Source organism: Granulosicoccus sp. 3-233 (assembly GCF_052681095.1).
In genome coordinates this window covers 316,880-339,363 of the sequence record NZ_JBQYLE010000006.1, presented here as the reverse complement: position 1 = coordinate 339,363, position 22,484 = coordinate 316,880, and the positions used below count along the sequence as shown (strand labels likewise).

General features: G+C 57.3%; 14 protein-coding genes and 1 other RNA gene. 8 read left to right on the top strand and 7 right to left on the bottom strand.

Annotated features, from left to right (window positions below; all coding sequences use genetic code 11):
* Positions 1 to 196: 196 nt before the first annotated feature.
* The 4 genes from ACUNV4_RS17600 to ACUNV4_RS17585 all read left to right on the top strand — a co-directional run bounded on the left by ACUNV4_RS17600 (position 197) and on the right by ACUNV4_RS17585 (position 9,338).
* Positions 197 to 5,362 carry a DUF1800 family protein gene (locus ACUNV4_RS17600; RefSeq protein ID WP_430879900.1) on the top strand — a complete coding sequence of 1,722 codons (5,166 nt, stop codon included), beginning with the start codon at positions 197 to 199 and terminating at the stop codon, positions 5,360 to 5,362.
* Between the two features lie 10 nt (positions 5,363 to 5,372).
* Positions 5,373 to 6,773: a DUF1501 domain-containing protein gene (locus ACUNV4_RS17595; RefSeq protein ID WP_430879899.1), complete on the top strand. Its 1,401-nt coding sequence runs from the start codon at positions 5,373 to 5,375 to the stop codon at positions 6,771 to 6,773.
* A 28-nt stretch (positions 6,774 to 6,801) separates the two neighbouring features.
* The gene (locus ACUNV4_RS17590) at positions 6,802 to 7,452 is read left to right on the top strand and encodes a glutathione S-transferase family protein (protein WP_430879898.1); all 651 of its coding nucleotides are present in this window, start codon (positions 6,802 to 6,804) and stop codon (positions 7,450 to 7,452) included.
* A 173-nt stretch (positions 7,453 to 7,625) separates the two neighbouring features.
* Positions 7,626 to 9,338, top strand: coding sequence for a serine protease (locus ACUNV4_RS17585; protein ID WP_430879897.1), 1,713 nt, complete (start codon positions 7,626 to 7,628; stop codon positions 9,336 to 9,338).
* Positions 9,339 to 9,536: 198 nt separating this feature from the next.
* Here the strand turns inward: ACUNV4_RS17585 and phoU are convergent, their stop codons facing one another.
* The 7 genes from phoU to phoB form a co-directional block, all read right to left on the bottom strand.
* Positions 9,537 to 10,253 carry a phosphate signaling complex protein PhoU gene (gene phoU / locus ACUNV4_RS17580; RefSeq protein ID WP_430879896.1) on the bottom strand — a complete coding sequence of 239 codons (717 nt, stop codon included), beginning with the start codon at positions 10,251 to 10,253 and terminating at the stop codon, positions 9,537 to 9,539.
* Between the two features lie 136 nt (positions 10,254 to 10,389).
* Positions 10,390 to 11,136: a phosphate ABC transporter ATP-binding protein PstB gene (gene pstB, locus ACUNV4_RS17575; RefSeq protein WP_430879970.1), complete on the bottom strand. Its 747-nt coding sequence runs from the start codon at positions 11,134 to 11,136 to the stop codon at positions 10,390 to 10,392.
* Positions 11,137 to 11,280: 144 nt separating this feature from the next.
* Positions 11,281 to 12,561, bottom strand: coding sequence for a phosphate ABC transporter permease PstA (gene pstA, locus ACUNV4_RS17570; protein ID WP_430879895.1), 1,281 nt, complete (start codon positions 12,559 to 12,561; stop codon positions 11,281 to 11,283).
* The gene (pstC, locus tag ACUNV4_RS17565; RefSeq protein WP_430879894.1) at positions 12,558 to 13,946 is read right to left on the bottom strand and encodes a phosphate ABC transporter permease subunit PstC; all 1,389 of its coding nucleotides are present in this window, start codon (positions 13,944 to 13,946) and stop codon (positions 12,558 to 12,560) included. Before pstC ends, pstA begins: the two co-directional genes overlap by 4 nt.
* Before the next feature lie 148 nt (positions 13,947 to 14,094).
* Positions 14,095 to 15,129, bottom strand: a complete 1,035-nt coding sequence (locus ACUNV4_RS17560) for a substrate-binding domain-containing protein (RefSeq protein ID WP_430879893.1) — start codon at positions 15,127 to 15,129, stop codon at positions 14,095 to 14,097.
* A 132-nt stretch (positions 15,130 to 15,261) separates the two neighbouring features.
* Positions 15,262 to 16,638, bottom strand: a complete 1,377-nt coding sequence (gene phoR / locus ACUNV4_RS17555; RefSeq protein ID WP_430879892.1) for a phosphate regulon sensor histidine kinase PhoR — start codon at positions 16,636 to 16,638, stop codon at positions 15,262 to 15,264.
* Between the two features lie 48 nt (positions 16,639 to 16,686).
* Positions 16,687 to 17,373 (bottom strand): phosphate regulon transcriptional regulator PhoB, encoded by a 687-nt coding sequence (phoB, locus tag ACUNV4_RS17550; RefSeq protein ID WP_430879891.1) that lies wholly within the window; start codon positions 17,371 to 17,373, stop codon positions 16,687 to 16,689.
* A gap of 204 nt (positions 17,374 to 17,577) precedes the next feature.
* Between phoB and ffs the strand changes: the two genes are divergently transcribed.
* The 4 genes from ffs to recR all read left to right on the top strand — a co-directional run bounded on the left by ffs (position 17,578) and on the right by recR (position 20,786).
* An RNA gene (ffs, locus tag ACUNV4_RS17545) (signal recognition particle sRNA small type) lies at positions 17,578 to 17,674 on the top strand.
* 66 nt (positions 17,675 to 17,740) lie between these two features.
* Complete coding sequence (dnaX, locus tag ACUNV4_RS17540) at positions 17,741 to 19,705, top strand: DNA polymerase III subunit gamma/tau (RefSeq protein ID WP_430879890.1); 1,965 nt, start codon at positions 17,741 to 17,743, stop codon at positions 19,703 to 19,705.
* A 131-nt stretch (positions 19,706 to 19,836) separates the two neighbouring features.
* A complete protein-coding gene (locus ACUNV4_RS17535) occupies positions 19,837 to 20,160 on the top strand; it encodes a YbaB/EbfC family nucleoid-associated protein (protein WP_430879889.1) in 324 nt (107 codons plus the stop codon).
* Between the two features lie 26 nt (positions 20,161 to 20,186).
* Positions 20,187 to 20,786 carry a recombination mediator RecR gene (gene recR / locus ACUNV4_RS17530; protein ID WP_430879888.1) on the top strand — a complete coding sequence of 200 codons (600 nt, stop codon included), beginning with the start codon at positions 20,187 to 20,189 and terminating at the stop codon, positions 20,784 to 20,786.
* The last annotated feature ends 1,698 nt before the right edge of the window (positions 20,787 to 22,484 follow it).

The window sequence follows — 22,484 nt, the reverse complement described above, 5'->3', positions numbered from 1 at the left end:
TTTCAGCGTGCTGGCAGGCAATCCCGAAAAATTTCTGCACCATAGTGTGTCGTTGATTCGGTGCGATGTTGACTGATGGCAACGAGGTACTTTCCTCCGTCACAGTTCAAGGTTAAACTCCTTCTGCGTCACATTTCCGTCATGGCTGACGTCGAAACTATTCCGCTGTAAGAAACCTTGATCAGGAGTGTTCAGGATGCCGAGACTTGCCCGCAAACCGCATGTGGCCATGCCTTCAAAAGGACTGCGAGGCAGCCTGAGAAAAGGGTATCTGGCCGCCGCCGTGCTCCTGTCGTGTCTGTTGTCGCCGGCATTTGCCACGACCTATTCGGATGCCGAGAGCGGTGTCGGAGATTGGCAGGTCTATGATCAATCACCGGCAGGTGCCGAGATTGTCACCGAATATGATGACATTCTGGAAAGTCAGGTCATCGAGACTCGCGGTGTCGGTCGCAACAACGGGTATCTGCTGGGTGGCACCAGCGCGGAAAACGGCTGGAACAACACCAGCGAGTTTCACGCCAATTGGCGTATGCAGGTCACGGAGGCCTATACGCTCTACATCCGCATCGACACCAGCGATGGCTGGCGCTATCTGACCTATTCCAACAGCAACAGCGACGCTCTGGCCAATTCCACCGGCCAGTACATTCGCTACGGTCTTGGCAGCAGTTCAACAGATGGCACCTGGCGGGTGTTCAGTCGGGATCTGGCGAGTGACCTGACCAACGCCCAGCCTGAGAATACCTTGCTGGCGGTCAACGGTTTTCTGGTGCGTGGCTCCATGCGCCTGGATGACATCACCCTGGCCACGGAAGCAGTCAATCAAACCGTGTTGCCTCCTGTGAGCAGTGTCGTCGATGCCACGGCAGAAGATGGCTCGACGGCTGGCTGGAAGATATTCGACAACTCACCGGCGGGTGCCACGATTGCGGTTGTCAGCGATGAACTCAGCGGCAGCCTGGTGTACGAGACGACGGGTGCCGGACGCAGCAATGGCTATCAGCTGGGAGGGCTGGATACGGTTGATGGCTGGAACAACCAGTCCGAGTTCCAGCTGGATTGGGACATGCGGGTATCCGAGAACTATCAGGTCTATGTGCGCGTGGATACGGCCAATGGCTGGCGCTATCTGGTGTATTCCAACAGCAATTCGGATAGCTTGCTGGCCTCCAATGGTCGCAATATCGGCTTCGGACTGGGCAGTACCTCGAAGGACGGGCAGTGGCACACGTTCAGTCGTGATCTGGCCGCTGATCTGGAAATCGGTGAGCCTGGCAATACGCTCATCGCCGTTCACGGATTGCTGATTCGTGGCAGCCTGAGATTGGACAACATCCGCTTGTCGGCAGCAGACGACGTCGAGGCCATTGCACCCGAGGCACGCATCGCCGGAGGGGACCAGGTCCTGCTGATCGGCGACATCGTCGAACTCGATGGCTCGGGCAGCACCGACGATTCGGCGGTGGCCGCCTATCAGTGGACGGACGAGTCTGGCACCGTTCTGGGCTCCGATCCCGTGTTGAGCGTCAGCGCCGAATCGGCCGGTCTTTTCACCTATCAGCTGACGGTGACCGATGATGAAGGACTGAGCGATAGCGCGACAACGACGCTGACGGTTCAGGATGGTTCGGTTGCCACCATCTATGAAGATGGCGAGGATTCTTCGACCAGTCGCTGGCGTATTGCCGATGCCTCGCCGTCGGGTGCGACTGTCGAGAACATCGTGGATGCGGATCAGGGGAGCCGTGTCATCGAACTCAGTGGCACCGACCAGCAGAACTCCTTCGTGATCGGTCACCACAACAGTCAGGCTCCCGGCTGGAACAATTTTCACCAGACGCACCTGCGCTGGTCGATGCAGACAGACGGCGGCTTCTCGGTGTATGTGCAACTGGAGACAGCGGACGGACTGCGGTATCTCATCTATGACCAGTACAGCACCGATCGTGGCAGTGACAGCGCGTCCAGTCTGCGATTCGGCCTGGGCAGCGGTGCCCATGACGGACACTGGCAGACTTTCACTCGCAATGTCTACGAGGATCTGGCGACCTTCCAACCCGACAATGCATTGATTGCGGTTCATGGCGTGCAGTTTCGCGGCAGTTTCAGGGTGGACGACATCCAGATGTTCATCGCTACTGATGGTGGCGGCGGTGACGAGGGACCGGTGTACGAGGACGCCGAGGATTCATCCATTGCACGGTGGCGCATCACCGATACCACGCCTGGTGGTGCTGTGGTGGCCAATGTGCAGGACAACGAACGCAACAGCCGGGTCATCGAACTTTCCGGCAACGGTCAGGCCAATGCCTATCTGATCGGCAATACCGACAGTCGCGGGGCTGGCTGGAACAATACCGAACAGTCGCATCTGCGCTGGTCGATGAAGACCGACGCGGGCTTCTCGGTCAATGTCCCGGTGGAAACCACACAGGGCTTTCGCTATCTGATCTACGATCAATACAACGGCAACCGTGGCAATAGCAGCAGTAGCAACCTGCGCTATGGGCTGGGCAGCAGTGCTCACGACAATACCTGGCAGACATTCACCCGCAATGTGCGACAGGATCTGGCGGCCTTGCAACCGGACAACGAGCTGATTGCGGTCCACGGTGTGCAGTTCCGGGGCGACTTCCGGGTGGATGACATTCGCATGCTGACGGTGACCGATGCACTGCCACTGGCTGCCTTGTCCGCCAGTCCGCTAGAGGGCGATGGACCCTTGTTGGCGAGTTTCGATGCCAGTGAATCCAGTGATGACAATGGCATCGTCAGCTACTCCTTCGACTTCGGTGATGGAAGTGAGCCGGTCAGTGGCGAGCAGGATGAGGCATCCCACGTCTATCCGCTGGCGGGCAGCTACACGGCTGTCGTGACGGTCACGGATACGGCAGGTCAGCAATCCAGTGATCAGGTGACGATTCAGGTTCTGGATGATTCGCAGGCTCCGACGGCCAATCTGGTGGCCAGTGTCAGCGAAGGCGAGGCACCTCTGACAACCGTGTTCGATGCGTCGGGGTCCTCCGATAATCAGGCGATCGTGTCATACGCCTGGGATTTCGGTGATGGCGCTGTTCAGCAAGGTGAAGACCTGGTGTCCATCAGTCATGAATACACGGAGGCCGGGGAGTATACGGCGCGGGTAACGGTCAGCGATGCCAATGGCAACCAGTCGAGCGCCAGCCTTGTCATCACGGTTGAGTCCGAGCCAGTCGATGAACCGCCCGTGGCAGCGTTCACGGTGGCATCACCGATCGAAGGCTCCACGGTCAGCTTTGTCAATGACTCGACCGACGATGGTCAGATCGCCAGTGTTCTGTGGAATTTTGGTGACGCGACCGAAACCGGACAATCCGATCAGCACAACCCGAGCTACAGCTATTCTTCGGTGGGTGACTACACGGTGACGTTGACCGTTGTGGACGATGCCGGCCAGATGGATACAGCCACGCAAGTGATCACGATCACCGAGCTGGACGACGAAGGTGAACCCCTGCTTGCGTCGGTAACGGCCAGCGCGGTGTCCGGCGAAGCGCCTTTCGATGTCACTCTGGATGCCTCCGGTAGTAGTGGTGGACAGGGTGATCTGAGCTACCAGTGGTTGGTGTCACGACTTGACCAGTCCGGCGAGCCGTTGGCAGAAGACAGCATCAGCGCAACGGGTATCAGTGTCGAGACTCAGCTGACGGTTGCCGGGGAATACGCGGTCACCCTGACCGTGCGTGACGAACTGGAGGCGGAGTCCGTTGCCACTCTGATGTTGACCGTCAATGCCGCCGACCCGAACAATGGCGTGACCCCTGAAGATGCCGCGCGATTGCTGGCACAGGCCACATTCGGGCCGAGTAGTGAATCGATTGCCAGAGTTCAGACTCTGGGCCTTGAAGGCTGGATCGACGAGCAGTTGAGCCTGCCGATGGGTGCACCGCATCTGGACTTCGTGCGGGCCCACAGCAATGGCAGCCGTCAGGAACCGCGGCATGAGGTCTGGTGGCGTGATGTGGTCAATGGGGAAGACCAGTTGCGTCAGCGCGTGGCCTTCGCGCTGAGTCAGATATTCGTGGTCTCCGATCAGGGATACACCCTGGGTAACGCGCAATACGGTGTGACCCACTATTACGATCAGCTGCAGGAGGGCGCCTTTGGCAATTACCGCGACCTGCTGGAAACGGTCACGCTCAGTCCGGTGATGGGGGTCTATCTGAGCATGTTGCAGAATCAGCGTGGGGAGATGCAGGGCAATACACGGGCTGACGAAAACTTCGCACGTGAAGTCCTGCAACTGTTCAGTATCGGCCTGTACGAATTGAACATCGATGGCACCCAGAAGAAATCGGGTGGCAAGCCCATTCATACCTATACGCAGGAGCAGATCGAGGAATACTCACGGGTCTTTACCGGCTGGAACTTCGGTGGCGCTACCGACTGGACTCTGGCTGCCATCAACAGCCGTGCCGACAAGATCGCGCCCATGCAAGCCTGGCCCGAGTATCATGATAACGGTGCAAAAGCCCTGTTGGGAGGCGTGACGCTGGCGGCCGGACAGAGTGCGGAGCTGGATCTGCAGATGGCTCTGGACACCATCGCAGGCCATGCCAATGTGGCTCCCTTCATGTCGAAGCAGTTGATCCAGAGAATGGTCACGAGCAACCCGACACCTGCCTATGTGGCTCGAGTCAGCCGTGTGTTCAATGACAATGGTCAGGGCGAGAGAGGCGATCTCGGCGCTGTCGTCAAGGCGATTCTGCTCGATGAAGAAGCCCGGTCCGGGCATCTGAATATCAAGGATTTCGGTAAATTGCGTGAGCCGATCCTGCGCCTGTCGCATTTGTGGCGAGCGTTCAATGTCAGCGTGGGTTCGCAGAGTGTAAACGGGGTGTACAACACGGCTTCTCCCCATCTGAAGGATCTGGATTCGGTGGGTGGCCAGGCCGTACTGAAGTCCCCCTCGGTCTTCAATTTCTTTCATCCGGACTATGCGCCGCTGGGGCCGATCTACAGCAGTGGCAAAGTGGCACCTGAGGCAGAGATCTATACCGAGGACAAGATCCTGCTGATGACCAACCGTATAGACCGGCAGATACAGTACGAGCATGATGATGGCGACAGCAATGCCCGGAAGTCGTCCTATATCGATCTGTCCCGAGAAAGGGCGCTGGCCGCGGTCAGTACCGATGCCTTGCTGGACAGGCTCGATCTGCTGTTGCTCTCGGGCAGCATGAGTGATGGACTGCGCGATATCCTGAGCAATCATCTGGAATCGCTGCCGTCGGCGGACACCCGGGAAGGCCAATCTCGACGAGTGCGTGATGCTCTGAGCCTGATCATGGCATCGCCCGATTATCTGGTTCAAATGTAAGGAGCACTTGATGAACAGACACTATCAAGCACGACGTCGATTCCTGAAGCGCTCGCTGGCCTGTGCAATTGCCGGCAGCGGTGCCGGTGCCATGAGTGGCAAGTTGAGCCTGGTTGGTTCCGCTCTGGCGGACTCCAGTAATTTTGCAGGCACGAATGATTACAAGGCACTGGTCTGCGTCTTTCTGTACGGCGGCAGTGATTCGTTCAACCTGTTCGTACCGTCCGACAGTGCTCGCTATGCGGAATACAGCAGCGCGCGCGGAAGTCTGGCCCTGGATCAGAGTCAATTGCTGCCAGCCAGTGATGGCATCGTCAGTTTCAACGGCAATCTGCCCGGTATTCGACAGCTTTATGAAGATGGCAATGCCGCCATCGTGGCCAATGCCGGCAATCTGATTCAGCCGGTCACCCGCAGCAGCCTTCTCAACGGCTCGGCGTCCATACCGGCTGACCTGTTCGCGCACAACCATCAGCAGGAACAATGGCAGAAAGGTCTGGCGAGTCAGCCAACGTCTGTTGTCGGTGCCGGCTGGGGCGGACGAATGGCCGATCTGTTGCGGGATGCCAATGCCGGTTCGACCTTGCCACCATCCTTTACGGTGGCAGGCAGCAACTACTTCCAGTCGGGCAACCAGACATCACCGATTTCGATCAATGCGAAGTCCGGGGCCAAGCTGCTTGACTACCTGGATGCCAACAGCTACAGCAGCAATGCGGGCCGGGATGCCGCGATGTCACAGATTCTAGCGTTGCAGAACGATCACATACTCAAGCAGTTTGCCGGCGAGTCCTTCGGACGCGCTCGTGACAGCTCGCGGCTACTGGCGTCCGTCATGAATCAACACGGGCCTTCCAGCCTGGATTTCAATACCGAAAACAGCAATCTGGGAGAACAGCTGCAGATGGTCGCTCGATTGATCGCGGGTCGTGAAATCATGGGGCAGAAGCGGCAGATCTACTTTGTCGGAATGGGCGGTTGGGATACCCATGACGCACAGTCTCCTCGACTGGAGCAATTGACCGCGGACCTGGACAAGGGGCTCAGCAGCTTTCAGCAGGAATTGGCAGCCCTAGGTGTGGCCGATGCGGTCACGACCTTCACCGCATCGGACTTCGGGCGAACCCTGACGGTCAACGGTGACGGTTCGGATCACGGCTGGGGAGGTCATTACCTGGTCATGGGCGGCGCCGTCAACGGGCGGAAGCTGGTGGGAGATTGGCCCAGCTACGCCATCGGCGGAAATGATGACACCGGTGACAAGGGGCGTGTCATTCCTTCCATGTCGGTAAACCAGTATGGTGCAGCCCTGGCGTCGTGGATGGGATTGTCCAATTCCGATATCGCTGGCATTTTTCCTGATCTGAGCAATTTTGACGATAGCTGGATAAACTACGGACTGTTCACCTGACGGCACTGTCCGGAAAGCGGTTTATCCGATGAAATTCAGACTCCATTGCTTTGCCCAATCGGGTAACGCCTACAAGGCTGCCCTGATGCTGAACCTGTGTTCTGCAGACTGGGAGCCTGTATTCGTTGATTTCTTCAATGGCGCCACCCGTAGCGATGAGTATCTCGAGCTCAACGAGATGGGTGAAGTGCCTACCCTGGAAGCCAAGAATGTCACGCTGGCGCAATCGGGGGTCATTCTCGACTATCTGGCAGATGCCTTCGAGCAATATGACGCCAGTTCGGTACCCCAGCACCGGGAAGTCCTGCGCTGGATTCTGTTTGACAACCACAAGTTGACAGGCAGTGTTGCTCCGCTGCGCTTCATTCGGCAATTCACCGATCAGGGTGAGAACGACGTGACCGCGTTTCTCCATCGTCGCGCGACAGCGGCGCTGACAGTGCTCGATCGTCGACTCGACAAATCGGAGTTCGTTACCGGCGATGAACCGACCATCGCCGATATTTCCCTGTGTGGCTATCTGTTCTGGCCTGACGAAATCGGCTATGGCTCCTGGCAGGATTTTCCCGCCATCGAAGTCTGGCTGGAACGTATCAGGCTGCTCCCGGGCTGGGAACACCCCTACAAACTGATGCCGGGCTACCCCCTCGAGAAGGACGAGTCCGAGGACGAATCCTGACAGGCGAGAGCCCTTGATGGCGCTCTTCCGGTTCGCCGCCGCCCGATAACGGAAGTTACCCAGGCCCCGCTTTTCTTGCTTTCCGACCACGGCCAGTACGGCTGGTGGAAGGCGTCTGCGTCACAAACAGCCTCTTCGATGGTGTGAAAACTGCTGTAGTGGTCGCTAAGAGATTGATTGAGAAGAGAATCGAGAGCGCCAACGAGATGCAGGGCCTGACTTTCCGTCGTGTGTGGCAACACGCTGCAAAACACCACATCGTGGCTCTTTGGCGCCGGTGGCTGATGCTGCTCGGCCTGTTGATCAGTACCTGCCTGTTGATGAACGGGGCGGTCTGGTCGGCTGAGTCTGTCATTGCGGACGAGCAGGGTCAGGCCGCCAGCGAAACGCACGCGATCATCAACGATCTGGAAATCACGCGACGCGTCCTTGGTGGGGATGATGCAGAGTTCGGCGACTGGCCGTCCATGGTGGTCATCGCCACTGCCGGTATCTTCCCGCTGGAAGACCGGTTCTTTTGTGCTGGAACCCTGGTGGCCGAGCGTTATGTGCTGACTGCGGCCCATTGCCTGTTCGATATCTATGGCAGGCTGGAGGAGGTATCCAGCTTGCGAATTGTCGCCGGCATCCATGATCTGTCCGATGACGAAGGATTTGAGGAAATCGATGTCACCAACATCATCCTCCATCCGGACTATGACAACTCGCTCGAATCTCCCCCTGATGACATAGCCTTGCTGGAGCTGTCGAACACGGTGGATGCCCCTGTCGGACAGCTGTTTGCCGGGGAGACGGAAGAGTACACCGATACGCTGGGCTTTATTCTCGGCTGGGGAGCGACGCGTTACAGCAACGATCAGGCCAGTGGATATCCGACGATCTTGCAGGAAGCTCGCGTGCCGTTGGTGTCGCTGGAGACCTGTAACGCACCCATTTCCTACAACGGGCTTCTCGAGCAGGAGCAATTGTGTGCAGGTTTCAGCACTGGAGCGGTGGATACCTGCGCCGGTGATAGTGGTGGACCCTTGTACATTCTCGACAGTGGTCAGCCTGTGCAGGTGGGTATTACCAGTTTCGGCAATGGCTGCGCTCAAGCGAATTTCTACGGTATCTACACCAATATTTCGCACTATATTCCGTGGCTGAGTGATTACATCAGCGTGCCCGAACAGTCTGCCGATCTTGTGGCCAGTCGTCAGGCGAGTGCATCGACGGACAGTTCACCCAAGGGGGCGGATGGGACAGCCAGTACCCGGTCTGGTGGTGCGCTGAACCCGGCCGTCATGCTGTTGCTCGTGTTGGCTGCTGCGTTGCGTCTGACAGGATGCAGTGCCCACTCCACTGAAAAACCGGATCTGACCGATGCTGACCGGCAACTGGAATTCAACAAGGGCGGGCAGCGAGCCGGTATCGACGCCTTGCGTCTGGGTCTTGATCGGGAAGCGGTCATGCAGGCACTACCGGCCAGATTCTGGCAGGAGCCGCAATGCCGGACAGGCAAGACTGCGGTGCGTGGCACGGGCCGCCTGTTCATGACAGAGCAGTGCTTTGTTCTGGCCAGGGAAGACCAGAGACTGGCTGACTGGCGCGTACCGCAGATCTCCTATGTGCTCATCGCCGGAAAACTGTCGAGAATCGACCTGGTTCTGATCATGGACGGCGATCGTGGAGAGAACCCCGACGCTGCCACGGCCCCGGCCGAAGCGCTGGACTCTCGGCTGGCCGAGCTGTTGAATACGCGCTACCGCCAACCGGTCGAGCCCCACCTGTGGCGACAATGGCAGGATCAGATCCGCTTCCAGCCAGGCAGGGGCTTGCAGTTCATTGATGGAAAGCTGGCGAAATCGCTGCCGGTATTACTCGACAGCGATCCTCGATTTGACTGAGCCGAGCCGAGCCGAGTCGGGGCGGAACTGGACAACGCCAGCAAGCCTGAGCACACTGCCGTCCCACGTCCCACGTCCCACGTCCCACGTCCCACGTCCCACGTCCCACGTCCCACGAAGCACGAAGCACGAAGCACGAAGCTCAGGCACTGCACCCGGATCAGCTTCATCTGATCCAGGTCAGCAGTGACCAATGAACTACTTGATGAATTCCGATCGGATCTTGTCGAAGCTGGTGTGGCGAATGTCACGCCCCTTGACCAGGTAGACGACATATTCGCAGATGTTCACCGAGTGATCGCCGACGCGTTCCAGTGCACGGGCGCACCAGGTGATCTTGAACAATTTCGATACCTGCCGTGGATCCTCGACCAGGTGTGTACCGAGAAGTCGCTCCAGAGTCCGGTACTCGTTGTTGACGTCCTCGTCGCGCTGGGCAATGGCCAGTGCCGCATCCACGTCCAATCGGGCAAACGCATCCAGAGAGTCGTGCAGCATGGACTTCACCAGTTCACCGAGATGCCGCAATTCCTTGCGATAACTTGGCAGATCATCCGCCATTTCGGTCAGATCCCGTGAAAACCGGCCCAGCTTTTCAGCTTCATCACCGATTCTCTCCAAATCGGTGATCACTTTGATGACCGTCACGATCAGTCGTAGATCGCTGGCAGCCGGTTGGCGACGGGCCAGCACCTGGGTGCAATCCTCGTCGATGTCGACTTCCATGCGGTTGATTTCGTGATCACTCTCGGCAACCTTGGTCGCCAGGTCGTTATCGGCTTCCAACAGGGCCGTCAGACCATTGGTGACCTGTTGCTCGACCAGGCCTCCCATGGTGAGAACCTTGTTGCGGATATCCTCCAGTTCCAGATTGAACTGTTGAGAGATATGTTGATCAAGATGGAGCTTGTCCATAAGGGGTACCCGAGGCCTTTCAGTGAAGACTGATGGTGCAATGTATTGAGAAGATCAGATTCAGGCAACTGCCGCTGTACTTGAACTGCAGATGCATCATCAAGATGCAGACAAGTATAGAAGGGAGTTGCGTCTTCTAGCCAAATCGACCGGTTATATAGTTTTCTGTCAGCTCATGCTGAGGATTGGTGAAGACATCGTTGGTAGCATTGACTTCGACCAGTTTTCCCAGATGAAAGTAGGCTGTACGTTGTGATACACGAGCCGCCTGCTGCATGGAGTGAGTCACGATCGCGATCGCGTAATTCTGGCGCAACTCGTCGATCAGTTCTTCGATGCGGGCAGTGGCGATGGGGTCGAGTGCCGAGCAGGGCTCATCCATGAGGATGACTTCCGGGCTCACGGCAATGGAGCGCGCAATGCACAATCGCTGCTGTTGACCACCCGAGAGGCTGGTGCCGGGCGCATCGAGCCGATCCTTGACTTCATCGTAGAGTCCGGCCTTGCGCAGGCTGTCGACCACGATATCGTCAAGCTCCGCACGATTGCTGGACAGACCATGAATGCGCGGACCATAGGCAACATTGTCGTAGATCGACTTGGCGAAGGGGTTCGGCTTCTGGAAAACCATGCCTACGCGAGCACGCAGCAGCACCGGATCCAGGTCAGCGCCGTAGAGATCCTCGCCATCCAGAGACAGATCACCGGTGACCCTGCAGGACGGGATGGTGTCATTCATGCGATTCAGGCAGCGCAGAAACGTGGATTTTCCGCAGCCGGATGGGCCGATCATGGCAACCACCTCATTGTTGCCGATGTCCAGATCGACATCGAAAATGGCCTGTTTCTCGCCATAGAAGACGTTGACACCCCGAGAACGCATCTTGGCATTCTCGACCGTGGGCGTGCCGACGGTTTCGGTCAACTTGTTGAAGGCTTCCTGAGCACTGTCTTTCACTGGATCTCTCGGGATGAAGGAGGTATCGATTGTATCTGTTGCGACTGCTGTATTCATGATTCGTATCTCCTACCAGCGACGTTCGAATTTCTTGCGAAGAAATACCGCGAGTGCATTCATCACGACCAGAAAGACCAGTAGCACCATGATGGCTGCGGATGTCTTCTCGACGAAGGCACGCTCGGGACTATCTGCCCACAGGAACACCTGCACGGGCAGTACGGTGGCAGCATCGGTGACCGATGCCGGAATATCGACGATGAAGGCCACCATGCCGATCATCAACAGAGGGGCAGTTTCGCCGAGTGCCTGGGCGAGTCCTATGATGGTGCCGGTCAGAATGCCCGGCATGGCCAGCGGTAGTACGTGATGGGTGACGACCTGCAAGGGCGATGCACCCAGACCGCGGGCAGCTTCCCGAATCGACGGGGGAACGGCCTTGAGGGCCGCTCGGCTGGAGATGATGATGGTCGGCAAGGTCATCAGACTCAGCACGATACCGCCAACCACCGGGGCAGAGCGCGGCAGGTGAAAGAAGTTGATGAATACCGCGAGCCCGAGCAGACCGAAGACGATCGACGGCACTGCTGCCAGGTTGTTGATATTGACCTCAACGATATCGGTCCAGCGATTCTGCGGCGCAAATTCTTCGAGATAGATGGCGGCCGCAACGGCAATCGGGAACGACAGGGCAAAGGTGATCAGCAAGGTGAACGCAGAACCCATCAGTGCAGCCCTGATGCCCGCCAGCTCCGGTTCTCGAGAGTCACCGTTGGTGAAGAAGGTACGGTTGAAGCGAACCTCCAGTTGACCGGCATCCTTCAACGACTTGGCCCAGGCAATCTGCTTGTCGCTCATGCGAGTGACGATCGAGTCGGGGTTGCTCAGATCGGCGTCGGACTTGATCAGAGCGCTGAGCTCGTCATCAGTAGGCAGCCACAGGCTGATCGAGGTGTCGAGCAATGCACGATCCGCTGCTACCTGGTCATACAGTTCGTACTCGGCGCCCGTACTGATCATCTGATACAGCGCTTTCTTGTCACCTCGACTGCTGACTTCCGGAAAGCGCTCACGCATGGTCTGCTTGATGAGGCCACCGAAGTTGGCCGCACGCAACTCAGCCTCGGTCGGGTCATCACTGATACCCAGCGTGGCACTGTCCAGTTGAACATCCAGCTTGACGAAAGTGCTCTGGAATGCCGGCAAGCCCTTGCTGACAATGCTGAACAGCAATATGAACAGAAAGCCGATGCTGGCAGCAATGGCGGTCACGCCGTAGAGCCGGAAGCGTTTCTCTGCGGCGTAGCGCTTTTTCAAGGATGCGCGAACCTTGGTCGTTGAATCACTCATTCGTATTGCTCCCGGTACTTGCGAACGACATGCAAGGCGATCACGTTCAGGCACAGGGTGACGACAAACAGCATCAGACCCAGTGCGAAGGCAGCCAGCGTCTTGGCACTGTCGAATTCCTGGTCGCCGGTGAGCAGAGTGACGATCTGCACGGTGACGGTCGTGACGGCTTCAAGTGGATTGGCAGTGAGATTGGCGGCCAGGCCGGCGGCCATGACCACGATCATGGTTTCACCGATGGCACGCGATACTGCAAGCAGGACACCGCCGACGATGCCCGGTAATGCAGCCGGGATGACCACCTTTCGAATGGTCTCGGATTTGGTAGCACCCAGTCCGTAGGAGCCATCACGCATGGACTGGGGTACCGCGGTGATGACATCGTCAGACAGGGAGGAGACAAAGGGAATGATCATGATGCCCATGACAGCACCGGCGGCCAGTGCACTTTCAGAGGAGACACTCAGACCCAGCGTTGCGCCGAATGAGCGCAGGGCCGGCGCCACGGTCAATGCGGCAAAGAAGCCGTAGACCACGGTGGGAATGCCAGCCAGAATCTCCAGCAAGGGCTTGCAGATGCTGCGGACCGGACGACTGGCGTATTCTGCCAGATAGATGGCGGACATCAAGCCGAAGGGGACGGCAACCACCATGGCGATGAAGGAGATGAGCATGGTGCCCAGGAACAGGGGCACGGCTCCGAAAGAACCTGACGATCCGACCTGATCGGCACGGATGGCAGTCTGCGGGCTCCAGGTGGTGCCCGTGATGAATTCGATGATGCTGACTTCCTGGAAGAAGCGAAGGGATTCGAACAGTACCGACAGCACGATCCCCAGCGTGGTCAGAATCGCGATGGATGCACAGCTGATCAGGAAGAACTGCACGATCTTCTCGACGTTGTGTCGGGCTCGTGTGTCGGCCTTGATTCTCTTCAGCGCCAGCGTTGCACCGGCAATCGCTGCGGCCAGCGCCAGTACAAACAGCGCCAGCGAGCTGATATGGCGCATGCTGGCCAGTTGCTGTGCGGCGATCTTCTTGTCGGGATCCTGAATGTCGGCAATGGCCTGGCTGTCCACCAGGTTGCCGATATCGTTCTTGTAGAGCTCTACCGATTTCTCGCCGGCTTCATAGACGCTCTGTGGAATGTAATCTTGCAGAAACCCGCTGACGACACTCGGCTCGAACAGTTTCCAGCCGACGATGATGGCCAGCGCCGGCAAGGCGCACCACAGGGCGACCATCATGCCGTAGTGGCTGGGCAGGGAATGCATGGATCGCACACCGCCACCGAGTCTTGCGACGGAGTAGGCGCGGCTTCTACCGTAGGCAAAGGATGCCAGGGCGAGGCCCAGTGTGACTAACAGCAGGGTAGTTGCGGACATGGAGAGGAAGGTACTCGTGGGCGGACGGGGCAATACAGAGGTGGTTCTGTCAAGAAAAAAGGTCTTGCCACCGAAGGCAAGACCTTTTGATCACTGTCTGGTGTTCTGGCCGCAGAGCGAAAAGTGCGCTCTGCGGCGGGACCAGATTCTAGTTCAGAACCAGTTTCTGCAGTGATTTTACCGCTGCACCGACTTCGGCGCGCTGCTCGTCACCCAAAGGAATCATGCCCTTGTCTGCCAGGTAACCGTCTTCACCCCAAGCCTGCTCGCTGGTGAATTCCGCCAGGTACTCGGCGATGCCGGGTACGGTGCCGATGTGCTGAGCTTTCACGTAGAAGTACAGGGGACGTGAAATGCCGTAGTCGCCGCTGGCGATGGCATCGAAATCAGCTTCGTAACCATCGATGACAGAGCTTTGCACCTTGTCGGAATTCTGCTCGAGGAAGCTGAAGCCGAAAATGCCCAGTGCATCGGGATTGGCTTCCAGCTTCTGCACGATCAGGTTGTCGTTCTCACCGGCTTCGATGTAGGCACCGTCTTCACGCATGGTGTGGCAGGTTGCCTTGAAGTCGTCGTCTTCCATGCCCTTGATGAATTCGAACTGCTTGCAGCCACCTTCCATGGCCAGCTCGGCGAAGGCGTCACGAGTACCGGATGTGGGAGGCGGTCCCAACACTTCGATGTCGGTGGCAGGCAGCTCAGGGTTGATCTCTGACCACTGCTTGTAGGGGTTTTCCACCAGAGACTCGGAGCCGTCAGGGTTGGGCACCATCTTCGCCAGGGCCAGGTAGAGTTCCTTTGTGCCCATGTCGAACTGCTCAGCGTTGATGGAATTGGCCACGGCAATGCCGTCGAATCCGATCAGTACTTCAACGATATCAGTGACACCGTTCTCCTGGCACATTTCGTATTCGCTGGTCTTCATGCGACGGGAAGCGTTGGTGATGTCCGGTGTATCGACACCGATGCCGGAACAGAACAGCTTCAGGCCGCCACCTGAACCGGTCGATTCGATCTTGGGGGTGCTGAAGTCGGTTGTCTTGCCGAAACGTTCGGCAACAACAGTCGCAAACGGATAGACGGTGGATGAGCCAACGACGCTGATGCCATCGCGAGCTGCGGCGTTGCCGGCGAAGGCCGAGGCCAATACCGCTGAACCAAGCAGTAATACTGACTTTTTCATGGTGATCTCTTTACGTGAAGGGGACGTTGTGTCAACACGAGCAGTATCGGAGCCGAATATGACACAGCAGTTACACGACGGTGATTGTCATCCTGTTTTGTGACACGAGTAACCTCCGGAGATCCGTGAAATCTACTGGTTCACTGCCTGCGGCAACAGGATGCAGCGGGACTTGGGAAAGGTTATGGAGAAAACCGAGCCGCTACCCGGCGTACTTTCGATGCTCAGTTGGCCGCCATGGCGTTGCGCAGCATGTTTCACGATGGCCAGACCCAGTCCGGTACCGCCATCATCGCGAGAGCGACCGGCATCCACACGATAGAAGCGTTCACTGAGCCTGGACAGATGCCTTGCCTCGATGCCGGGACCGTCGTCGGCTACTGTGTAAACCGCCTCCCCCTGATCACCGATCTGCCAGGAGACATTGATCAGAGTGCCGGGATCCGTGTAGCGTACGGCATTGGTCAGCAGGTTCTGACAGGCGCTGTATATCTCTCTTTCCGAGCCCAGTATTGCCAGAGTGTCGTCCAGCGCCAGCTCGAACTGATGGGAAGCGGTAGCTTCATGTTGCGTGCTGACCATCGAGCGAATCATGGCGCTGACATTGAGCGCGTCGCCTTCGTTGTCCGCCAATGGGTTACCTTCAAGCTTGGACAGCTGCAGCAGGTCCTCGACGATGCCGCGCATGCGGTCGGACTGTGCGGTTATCTGTGCCAGTCCCTCGGTGACTTCAGGGTCCAGCGTGTCATTTTCCCGTAACATTTCCAGATAGCCGCGTATGACGGTCAAGGGGGTTCGCAGTTCGTGCGAGACATCGCCAACGAAGGCCTTGCGCATTTCCCTGACCTGTACGCGCTGCGTGATGTCGGCGGCAATCAGTACCATCATGTGCTTCCCGGTGGGAACCTTGCGTATAGCAATGACGCGTTCCGCCGATGAGCCGGTTCCGGACATCTCGAGCTCTTCCTGCTCGGCGCCCTTGTGCAGGAATTCACGGAACTCGGGATTTCTGACCAGATTGTCGATACGCTGACCGCGATCACGATCGGGGTGGATATTCAGCAGTTCCAGCGCCGCCGAATTGGACCAGCGAATCTCGTAGCTCTTGTCCAGAACCACCGTTGCGTCCGGCAGGTCGGCAGCCAGGGAATTGAACTGGGCGAGGGTGTTGCGATAACGGTTCTTCTGCTTGCGGCTGTATTTCTTCTCGCGATGAATCAATTGCACCATGTCATTGGTCAGGCCGGTGGTCGGCGGCGCCTTGTTGGGGCGCGCACCTTCGCTGAGCCAATGCACCATGGCATCCATGCGGCGCAGCAACCACAGGCTGTACCCGGTCAGATAGACAATGGTCAACATGGCTGGCCAGCCGATGATGAACCCGGCAAGCGCCACACCGATCAGCCCGTACAGGAAAGTGTTGATTTCCTTCTTGAGTCCGGACGAGAGCATATAGGGCGGCATCATGGATACGGCAAGATCAGATAATACCGACTTCATTGTGCTCATTGGGGGCTAGGTGAAACGTATGGGCTGACTGGATACCACTGGAGTGTTTCAGCTGTGTGTAAAGCGGTATCCGGCACCTCTGACGGTATCGAGCATGGAATCCGCTTCGTGAGGTTTGAGACTCTTGCGAAGGCGCAGGATGTGAACGTCGACCGTGCGCTCTTCGATGAAGGTGCCTGGCCCCCAGACATGATCCAGCAACTGGGTGCGACTGTAGACGCGATCGGGATTCTTCATCAGGAATGACAAGAGCTTGAATTCGGTATGACCCAGGGTGACTTCCTCCCCATTGGCGGTCAGGCGGTGTGCGGCAATGTCGAGGCTCAAGGCTCCGTGAACGATGGTGGCGTCTCCCTTGAAATCCTGGCTACGGCGCAACAGGGCCTTGATGCGCGAATGCAGCTCTCGCGGTGAAAAGGGTTTTGTCACATAGTCATCGGCACCTGCATCCAGCCCTGCAGTGATATCGTGCTCTTCGGTCCGAGCGGTCAGCATGATGATCGGCAGATTGTTGTGCAGTGGATCCTTGCGCAGCGATCGGACGAACTCAAGACCACTGCCTCCGGGCAACATCCAGTCGACAATGGCCAGGTCCATGTCCTGCGTTGCCATCAGGTGGCGCGCTTCGGACACCGTGCCGGAGTTGTGTACCGTGTGACCATGTCGCTCGAGAGCGAATTTGACCATGTCGCGAATGGCGGCTTCGTCTTCCACCGTGAGTATATGCGCGGGCATATCCGTGTTTTTCGTCTGTTGGCTCGTATTCATCAAATGGTAACGCGCTATCGAATTTGGCGCGAGTGTGTTGAATCAATGTGACAACACGGTGAATCAGGCGCATTCAGGCTCGTGCAACGAGTGCAATTCACTCAAAACAATTCACCCGAGACTTGCACCGTGGGCTTTCTGCCCTCAGAATGGGGGGGTAATGGTGTTCCGTATCGGCACTCTCGCGACGACAAGCTGTGAACCCCGTCAGGCCCGGAAGGGAGCAGCGGCAGCAGTGGATTCGGGCGCCGGGATGCGGCTGGTACGGAATGCCGCCTTATGACAGGCTCATGGGCTCCCCTCACACCTTCTCCCTATCCATTTATCGGCATCGATGAGCTACAAAGTACTTGCGCGCAAATGGCGGCCGCAGCACTTTCGAGACATGCTCGGACAGGAGCCGGTATTGCGCGCCCTGATCAATGCGCTGGATACCGATCGACTGCACCATGCCTATCTGTTCACGGGTATGCGGGGCGTTGGCAAGACCACCATTGCGCGCATTTTCGCCAAGTGTCTGAACTGTGAGACCAATGGGGTCAGTTCCACACCCTGTGGCGAGTGCAGCGCCTGCAAGGATATCGAAGCTGGTCGCTTCTTCGATCTGATCGAGGTCGATGCTGCGTCTCGTACCAAGGTGGAAGAAACGCGTGAGCTGCTGGAGAACGTGCCTTATGCACCGTCCAGCGGCCGTTACAAGGTGTACCTGATCGATGAGGTGCACATGTTCTCCAACCACAGCTTCAATGCGCTGTTGAAGACACTGGAAGAGCCTCCCGAACACGTCAAGTTCCTGTTGGCCACGACAGATCCGCAGAAGGTCCCGGTGACAGTCCTGTCGCGCTGCCTGCAGTTCAATCTGAAACGCATGGCACCCGGTTCTCTGGCCGATTATCTGTCGAAGATTCTGAGCGAAGAGTCCATTGAACATGAACGACCTGCGCTGGATCTGATTGCCCGTGCATCCGAAGGCAGTGTGCGTGACTCTCTGAGCCTGGTCGAACAGGCGGCCGCATTCGGCGAGGGGGCTGTGCGCGAAGCCGATGTCGAATCCATGCTGGGGCGGGCATCCGTTGATCGCCTGCTGGGCCTGATCGAATCTCTGGGTGCCGGTGATCTGGCCCAGTTGTTCGAACGGGTGGAGCAGCTGGCCGAGTATGCGCCTGATTTCAATGAATTGATGGGTGAGCTTCTGAGTCTGCTGCATCGCGTGGCTCTGTTGCAGACAGTGCCTGGCAGCGTGCCGGAAGAATCCCCGGGCTACGAACGACTCAGCGAGCTGGCCAGAAGCCTCGCCGGTGATGAAGTCCAGCTGTATTACCAGATAGGCACACACGCGCGGCGTGACATGCCTTTTGCGCCGGATCCGCGTGAGGCCTTTGATATGGCTCTGCTGCGCATGAACACTTTCCGGCCGCAGGGCATTCCGCAACAACTCACCACCGATCAGCCCGGGCCGGGAGGCTCGACAGATGCCACCGATCAGCCAGACTCGAGTAGTGGTGGTTCAGCGTCCGGGGCGGTTAGCGGTGCGGCAGGCTCGACGCCGGTGAGTTCAGCGGCAGCGCCCAGTCTGCCCGTTCGTGGGGCGGTGTCGGCAGGTGGAGACTTGCGCGCAGCGGCTCTGGCAGCCGCTCGAGGAGAAGCGCCACCCGAGGTCGCAAAACCGGCAGGGTCTGCGCAGGCAGCGTCGCTTGCCCCGGCAGAATCGGCGCCGGCAGCAGCCCAGGTTGTCGCAGCTCATCAAGCGCCGCCGACTCCGGCGGTAGCTACTCAGGCCGAGTCGGTTCGAGCACCCGCTAGCCAGGCTCCAGCGCCGCAGGCATCTGTTGCTCAGACGCCGGAGACGGCTGTTCAGATGTCAGGCACGCAGGGCAGCGTTACCGTGACGACAATTGATCGGAACAACATCAAGCCGGAAGACTGGCCGTTGATCGTGGCAGAGCTGGACGTGTCGGGCATGCCTCGGCAATTGGCCAGCAATTGCGTGTTGGCAGCGTTGCAGGCCGATCATTTCCAGCTGCGTCTGGAGGCTGCTTCGGAGCATCTCAATACCCCGCGTTTTACCGAGCGCGTTCAGGCCGCGCTGGAACAATGGCTGGGCCGACCGGTGCGTGTCAGCGTCGAGCTTTCCACGGCGGAACTCCTGACACCTTCTCGCCTGGATGAAAAGCAGCGAGAGGATGATATGGCTGCAGCCCGGATGTCGATCGATCAGGATCCGCTGGTCAGACAGCTGATTGATCGAGTTGACGGGTCGGTGGACGAAGCCAGCATTGCGCCGCAGGGAGACAGCTGAACGCAGCCTGTCGCCGGTCACTGTCGCTTGCCGATCAGAATCGTTCGGTAATTTTCAGGGGTAGCGCTGCAGCACGATCAGTCTCCGTTATTGTGTCTAGACTATTTCTTTGATTGACTGAGGATTGAAACATGAAAGGTGGCATCGGTAATCTGATGAAACAAGCGCAGAAGATGCAAGAGGACATGCAGCGCGCGCAGGAAGAGATCGCCAATATGGAGATCGAGGGGCAGAGTGGTGGTGGACTGGTGAAAGTCACCATGAATGGTCAGCACGAGCTGCGCAAGGTGTCCATCGATGATTCTCTGGTCGGCGATGACAAGGACATGCTGGAAGATCTGGTTGCTGCTGCAGTCAATGATGCTAGTCACCGTCTGGCAGAGGCTTCAAAGGACAAATTGAGTGGTCTGACCAATGGCATGGAACTGCCTCCCGGCATGAAACTGCCATTCTGATCGACCGGGTTCAGGAGTGGTAGAGCGTGTCTAGCAGTGGCTTGTTGGAGGACCTGGTCGAATCCCTGCGCTGTCTGCCGGGAGTAGGACCGAAGTCGGCTCAGCGCATGGCGCTGCACCTGTTGCAGCGCGATCGTGATGCGGCACGACGACTCGGTGAGACAATGATCAAGGCGATGGACAAGGTTCATCATTGTCAACAATGTCGAATCTTCACGGAGAACGAGTTGTGTCGCTGGTGTTCGGACCCCGCGCGCCTGTCGTCGCAACTTTGCGTCGTCGAGGGGCCGGCCGATGTTCTGGCTATCGACCGGTCGACTTCTTACCGCGGCAAGTTCTTTCTTCTGCTGGGTCACCTGTCACCACTGGACGGCATAGGCCCCAAGGACCTGGGGCTCGACCTGCTTGAGTCTCGCCTTGAGCAAGGTGGTATCGATGACATCACTCTGGCGACCAATCCGACGGTTGAAGGGCAGGCAACAGCTCGGTATATCGGCGATATCGCAGCTCGGCATGGTGTTCAGGTCATGCAGATTGCGCGAGGTGTGCCGGTTGGCAGTGAGCTTGAATACACTGATGGTGGCACACTTGCTGTCGCTTTCGCTCAGCGCACCCCATTGAGTTGATTGACCACTAGACAACCCTGGAGTGACGAGTGACGAGAGGCGGGTCCTGCGGCAATCCTGGCTTGGCGACTGCCAGCTCGTTCGACCCCAGAGGCGTTTCGCTCCTCAGCTCTTTCGCTTCTTTTCGGGCAGAAGTCCCGAGCAATGAATCCTGGAAATACCGCCTGTAATCAACCTTTCTTCGCTTTATCCACAAAATCTGTGGATAAGCCTGTGGATCGAGCGCTGAAAACGCTCCGAAATGGCTCAGCGTAACGCTTCCGTCATATTGTGCATTAATTGATCAAGTCCAATTTGTCATGTAATTCAATGGTTTACTGAAACCGTTCAGAGTGTAACGCTGTACGAAGGGGCCGTTTCTGATGTTGGCACCATTATTAATGCCTGTGCACAGATCAGCTGATGCGCCCCGGGTCAAGTGTCGGGGGTGTCTGAACACCCGATATTTTCAGTCAGACTGTCAATTCTAATGTGAGTAGCGGGGGTAGCGGGGGTAGCGGGGGTAGCGGGGGTAGCGGGAATCAGCGGAATCAGCGAGGCAGGTTATCCGATATCCGGACACGAGCGAGTGCAGTCACGAACATGGCGTCCGCGAGTCGATTGGAGGTGCTCAGGAGGGCCACAAACACCGGAAGGACGAGATGAAGGTACTTGAGCCGGCCGTATTCACCGTGTCTGCCGAGCAGGCAAAACTGCATCGCCAGATGTTGTCTTTGTCGTGCGTGCGAAACCGTGATCACACTAACGTCAGGACGGTGGTACCCGGGCAGGTGTCAATCGATCATCACCTGCAAAAGCTTATCCACAAAATCTGTGGATAAGGTTGTGGATGAAGGCCGGAATTAGCCTTGTATCCCGCAGAATGTAACAGTATTGTCAAATTGGTTAATTTTTGAACAATAAAAAATTCCATGAAAAACAGATACTTGAACTGTATTCGTTCAACAAGACCACTGTTTGAGAGATAGAAGTTTCCCTACTGGCCTCAATGTGCATAAGACAGCTGACTGTTTCTGAACAAGTCAAGTTTCCGGGAGGGCAAAAGGTTAATCAAACAAGTTTTTTCGGGCAGCAACAGGTTAGATGCCATGTAGGCTTCAGGAAGGTATCGGTACATGAATTTTCTCAGCTGACCGACAATCTTTCGAACCTCGAACCTCGAACCTCGAACCTCGAACCTCGAACCTCGAACCTCGAACCTCGAACCTCGAACCTGGCGTCTACAGTGCACCCGAGGACGGGAGACAACAATCCTGCACGATTACGCGTTTCGATGGGTGCGTACGCGATGTTCACCGTCGTGATACATCACAAGCGTATTACCGAGTCAGTATCCAGTCGCTCGCCACTCCGGCTCACGCTGCTTATCCACAAAATCTGTGGATAAGGTTGTGGACTTAAGTAGGATAGTGCCCTGCAGCCCTTGCCACTTCACGCCTGTGACATATTGTTCTTTTTTTGAACAATGCTGAAAGGCCAATAAAAACAGATAGATAGAATGTTTTCCGGTGTTTATATCCGCAGGGCAGGTGCCGGTGAGCGAGGTTACATCAGCATTGGTCTCTTGTTGATAAGGCGGTTCCTAATATCATAGTTCGAGAACCTGGTGCGACATATTTTCGACTTTTTTATGTCAAACAATTGTCTGCATGTTACATGCTCATGCCACTTGGCATGAATCAGACCGAAGCTTGCAGG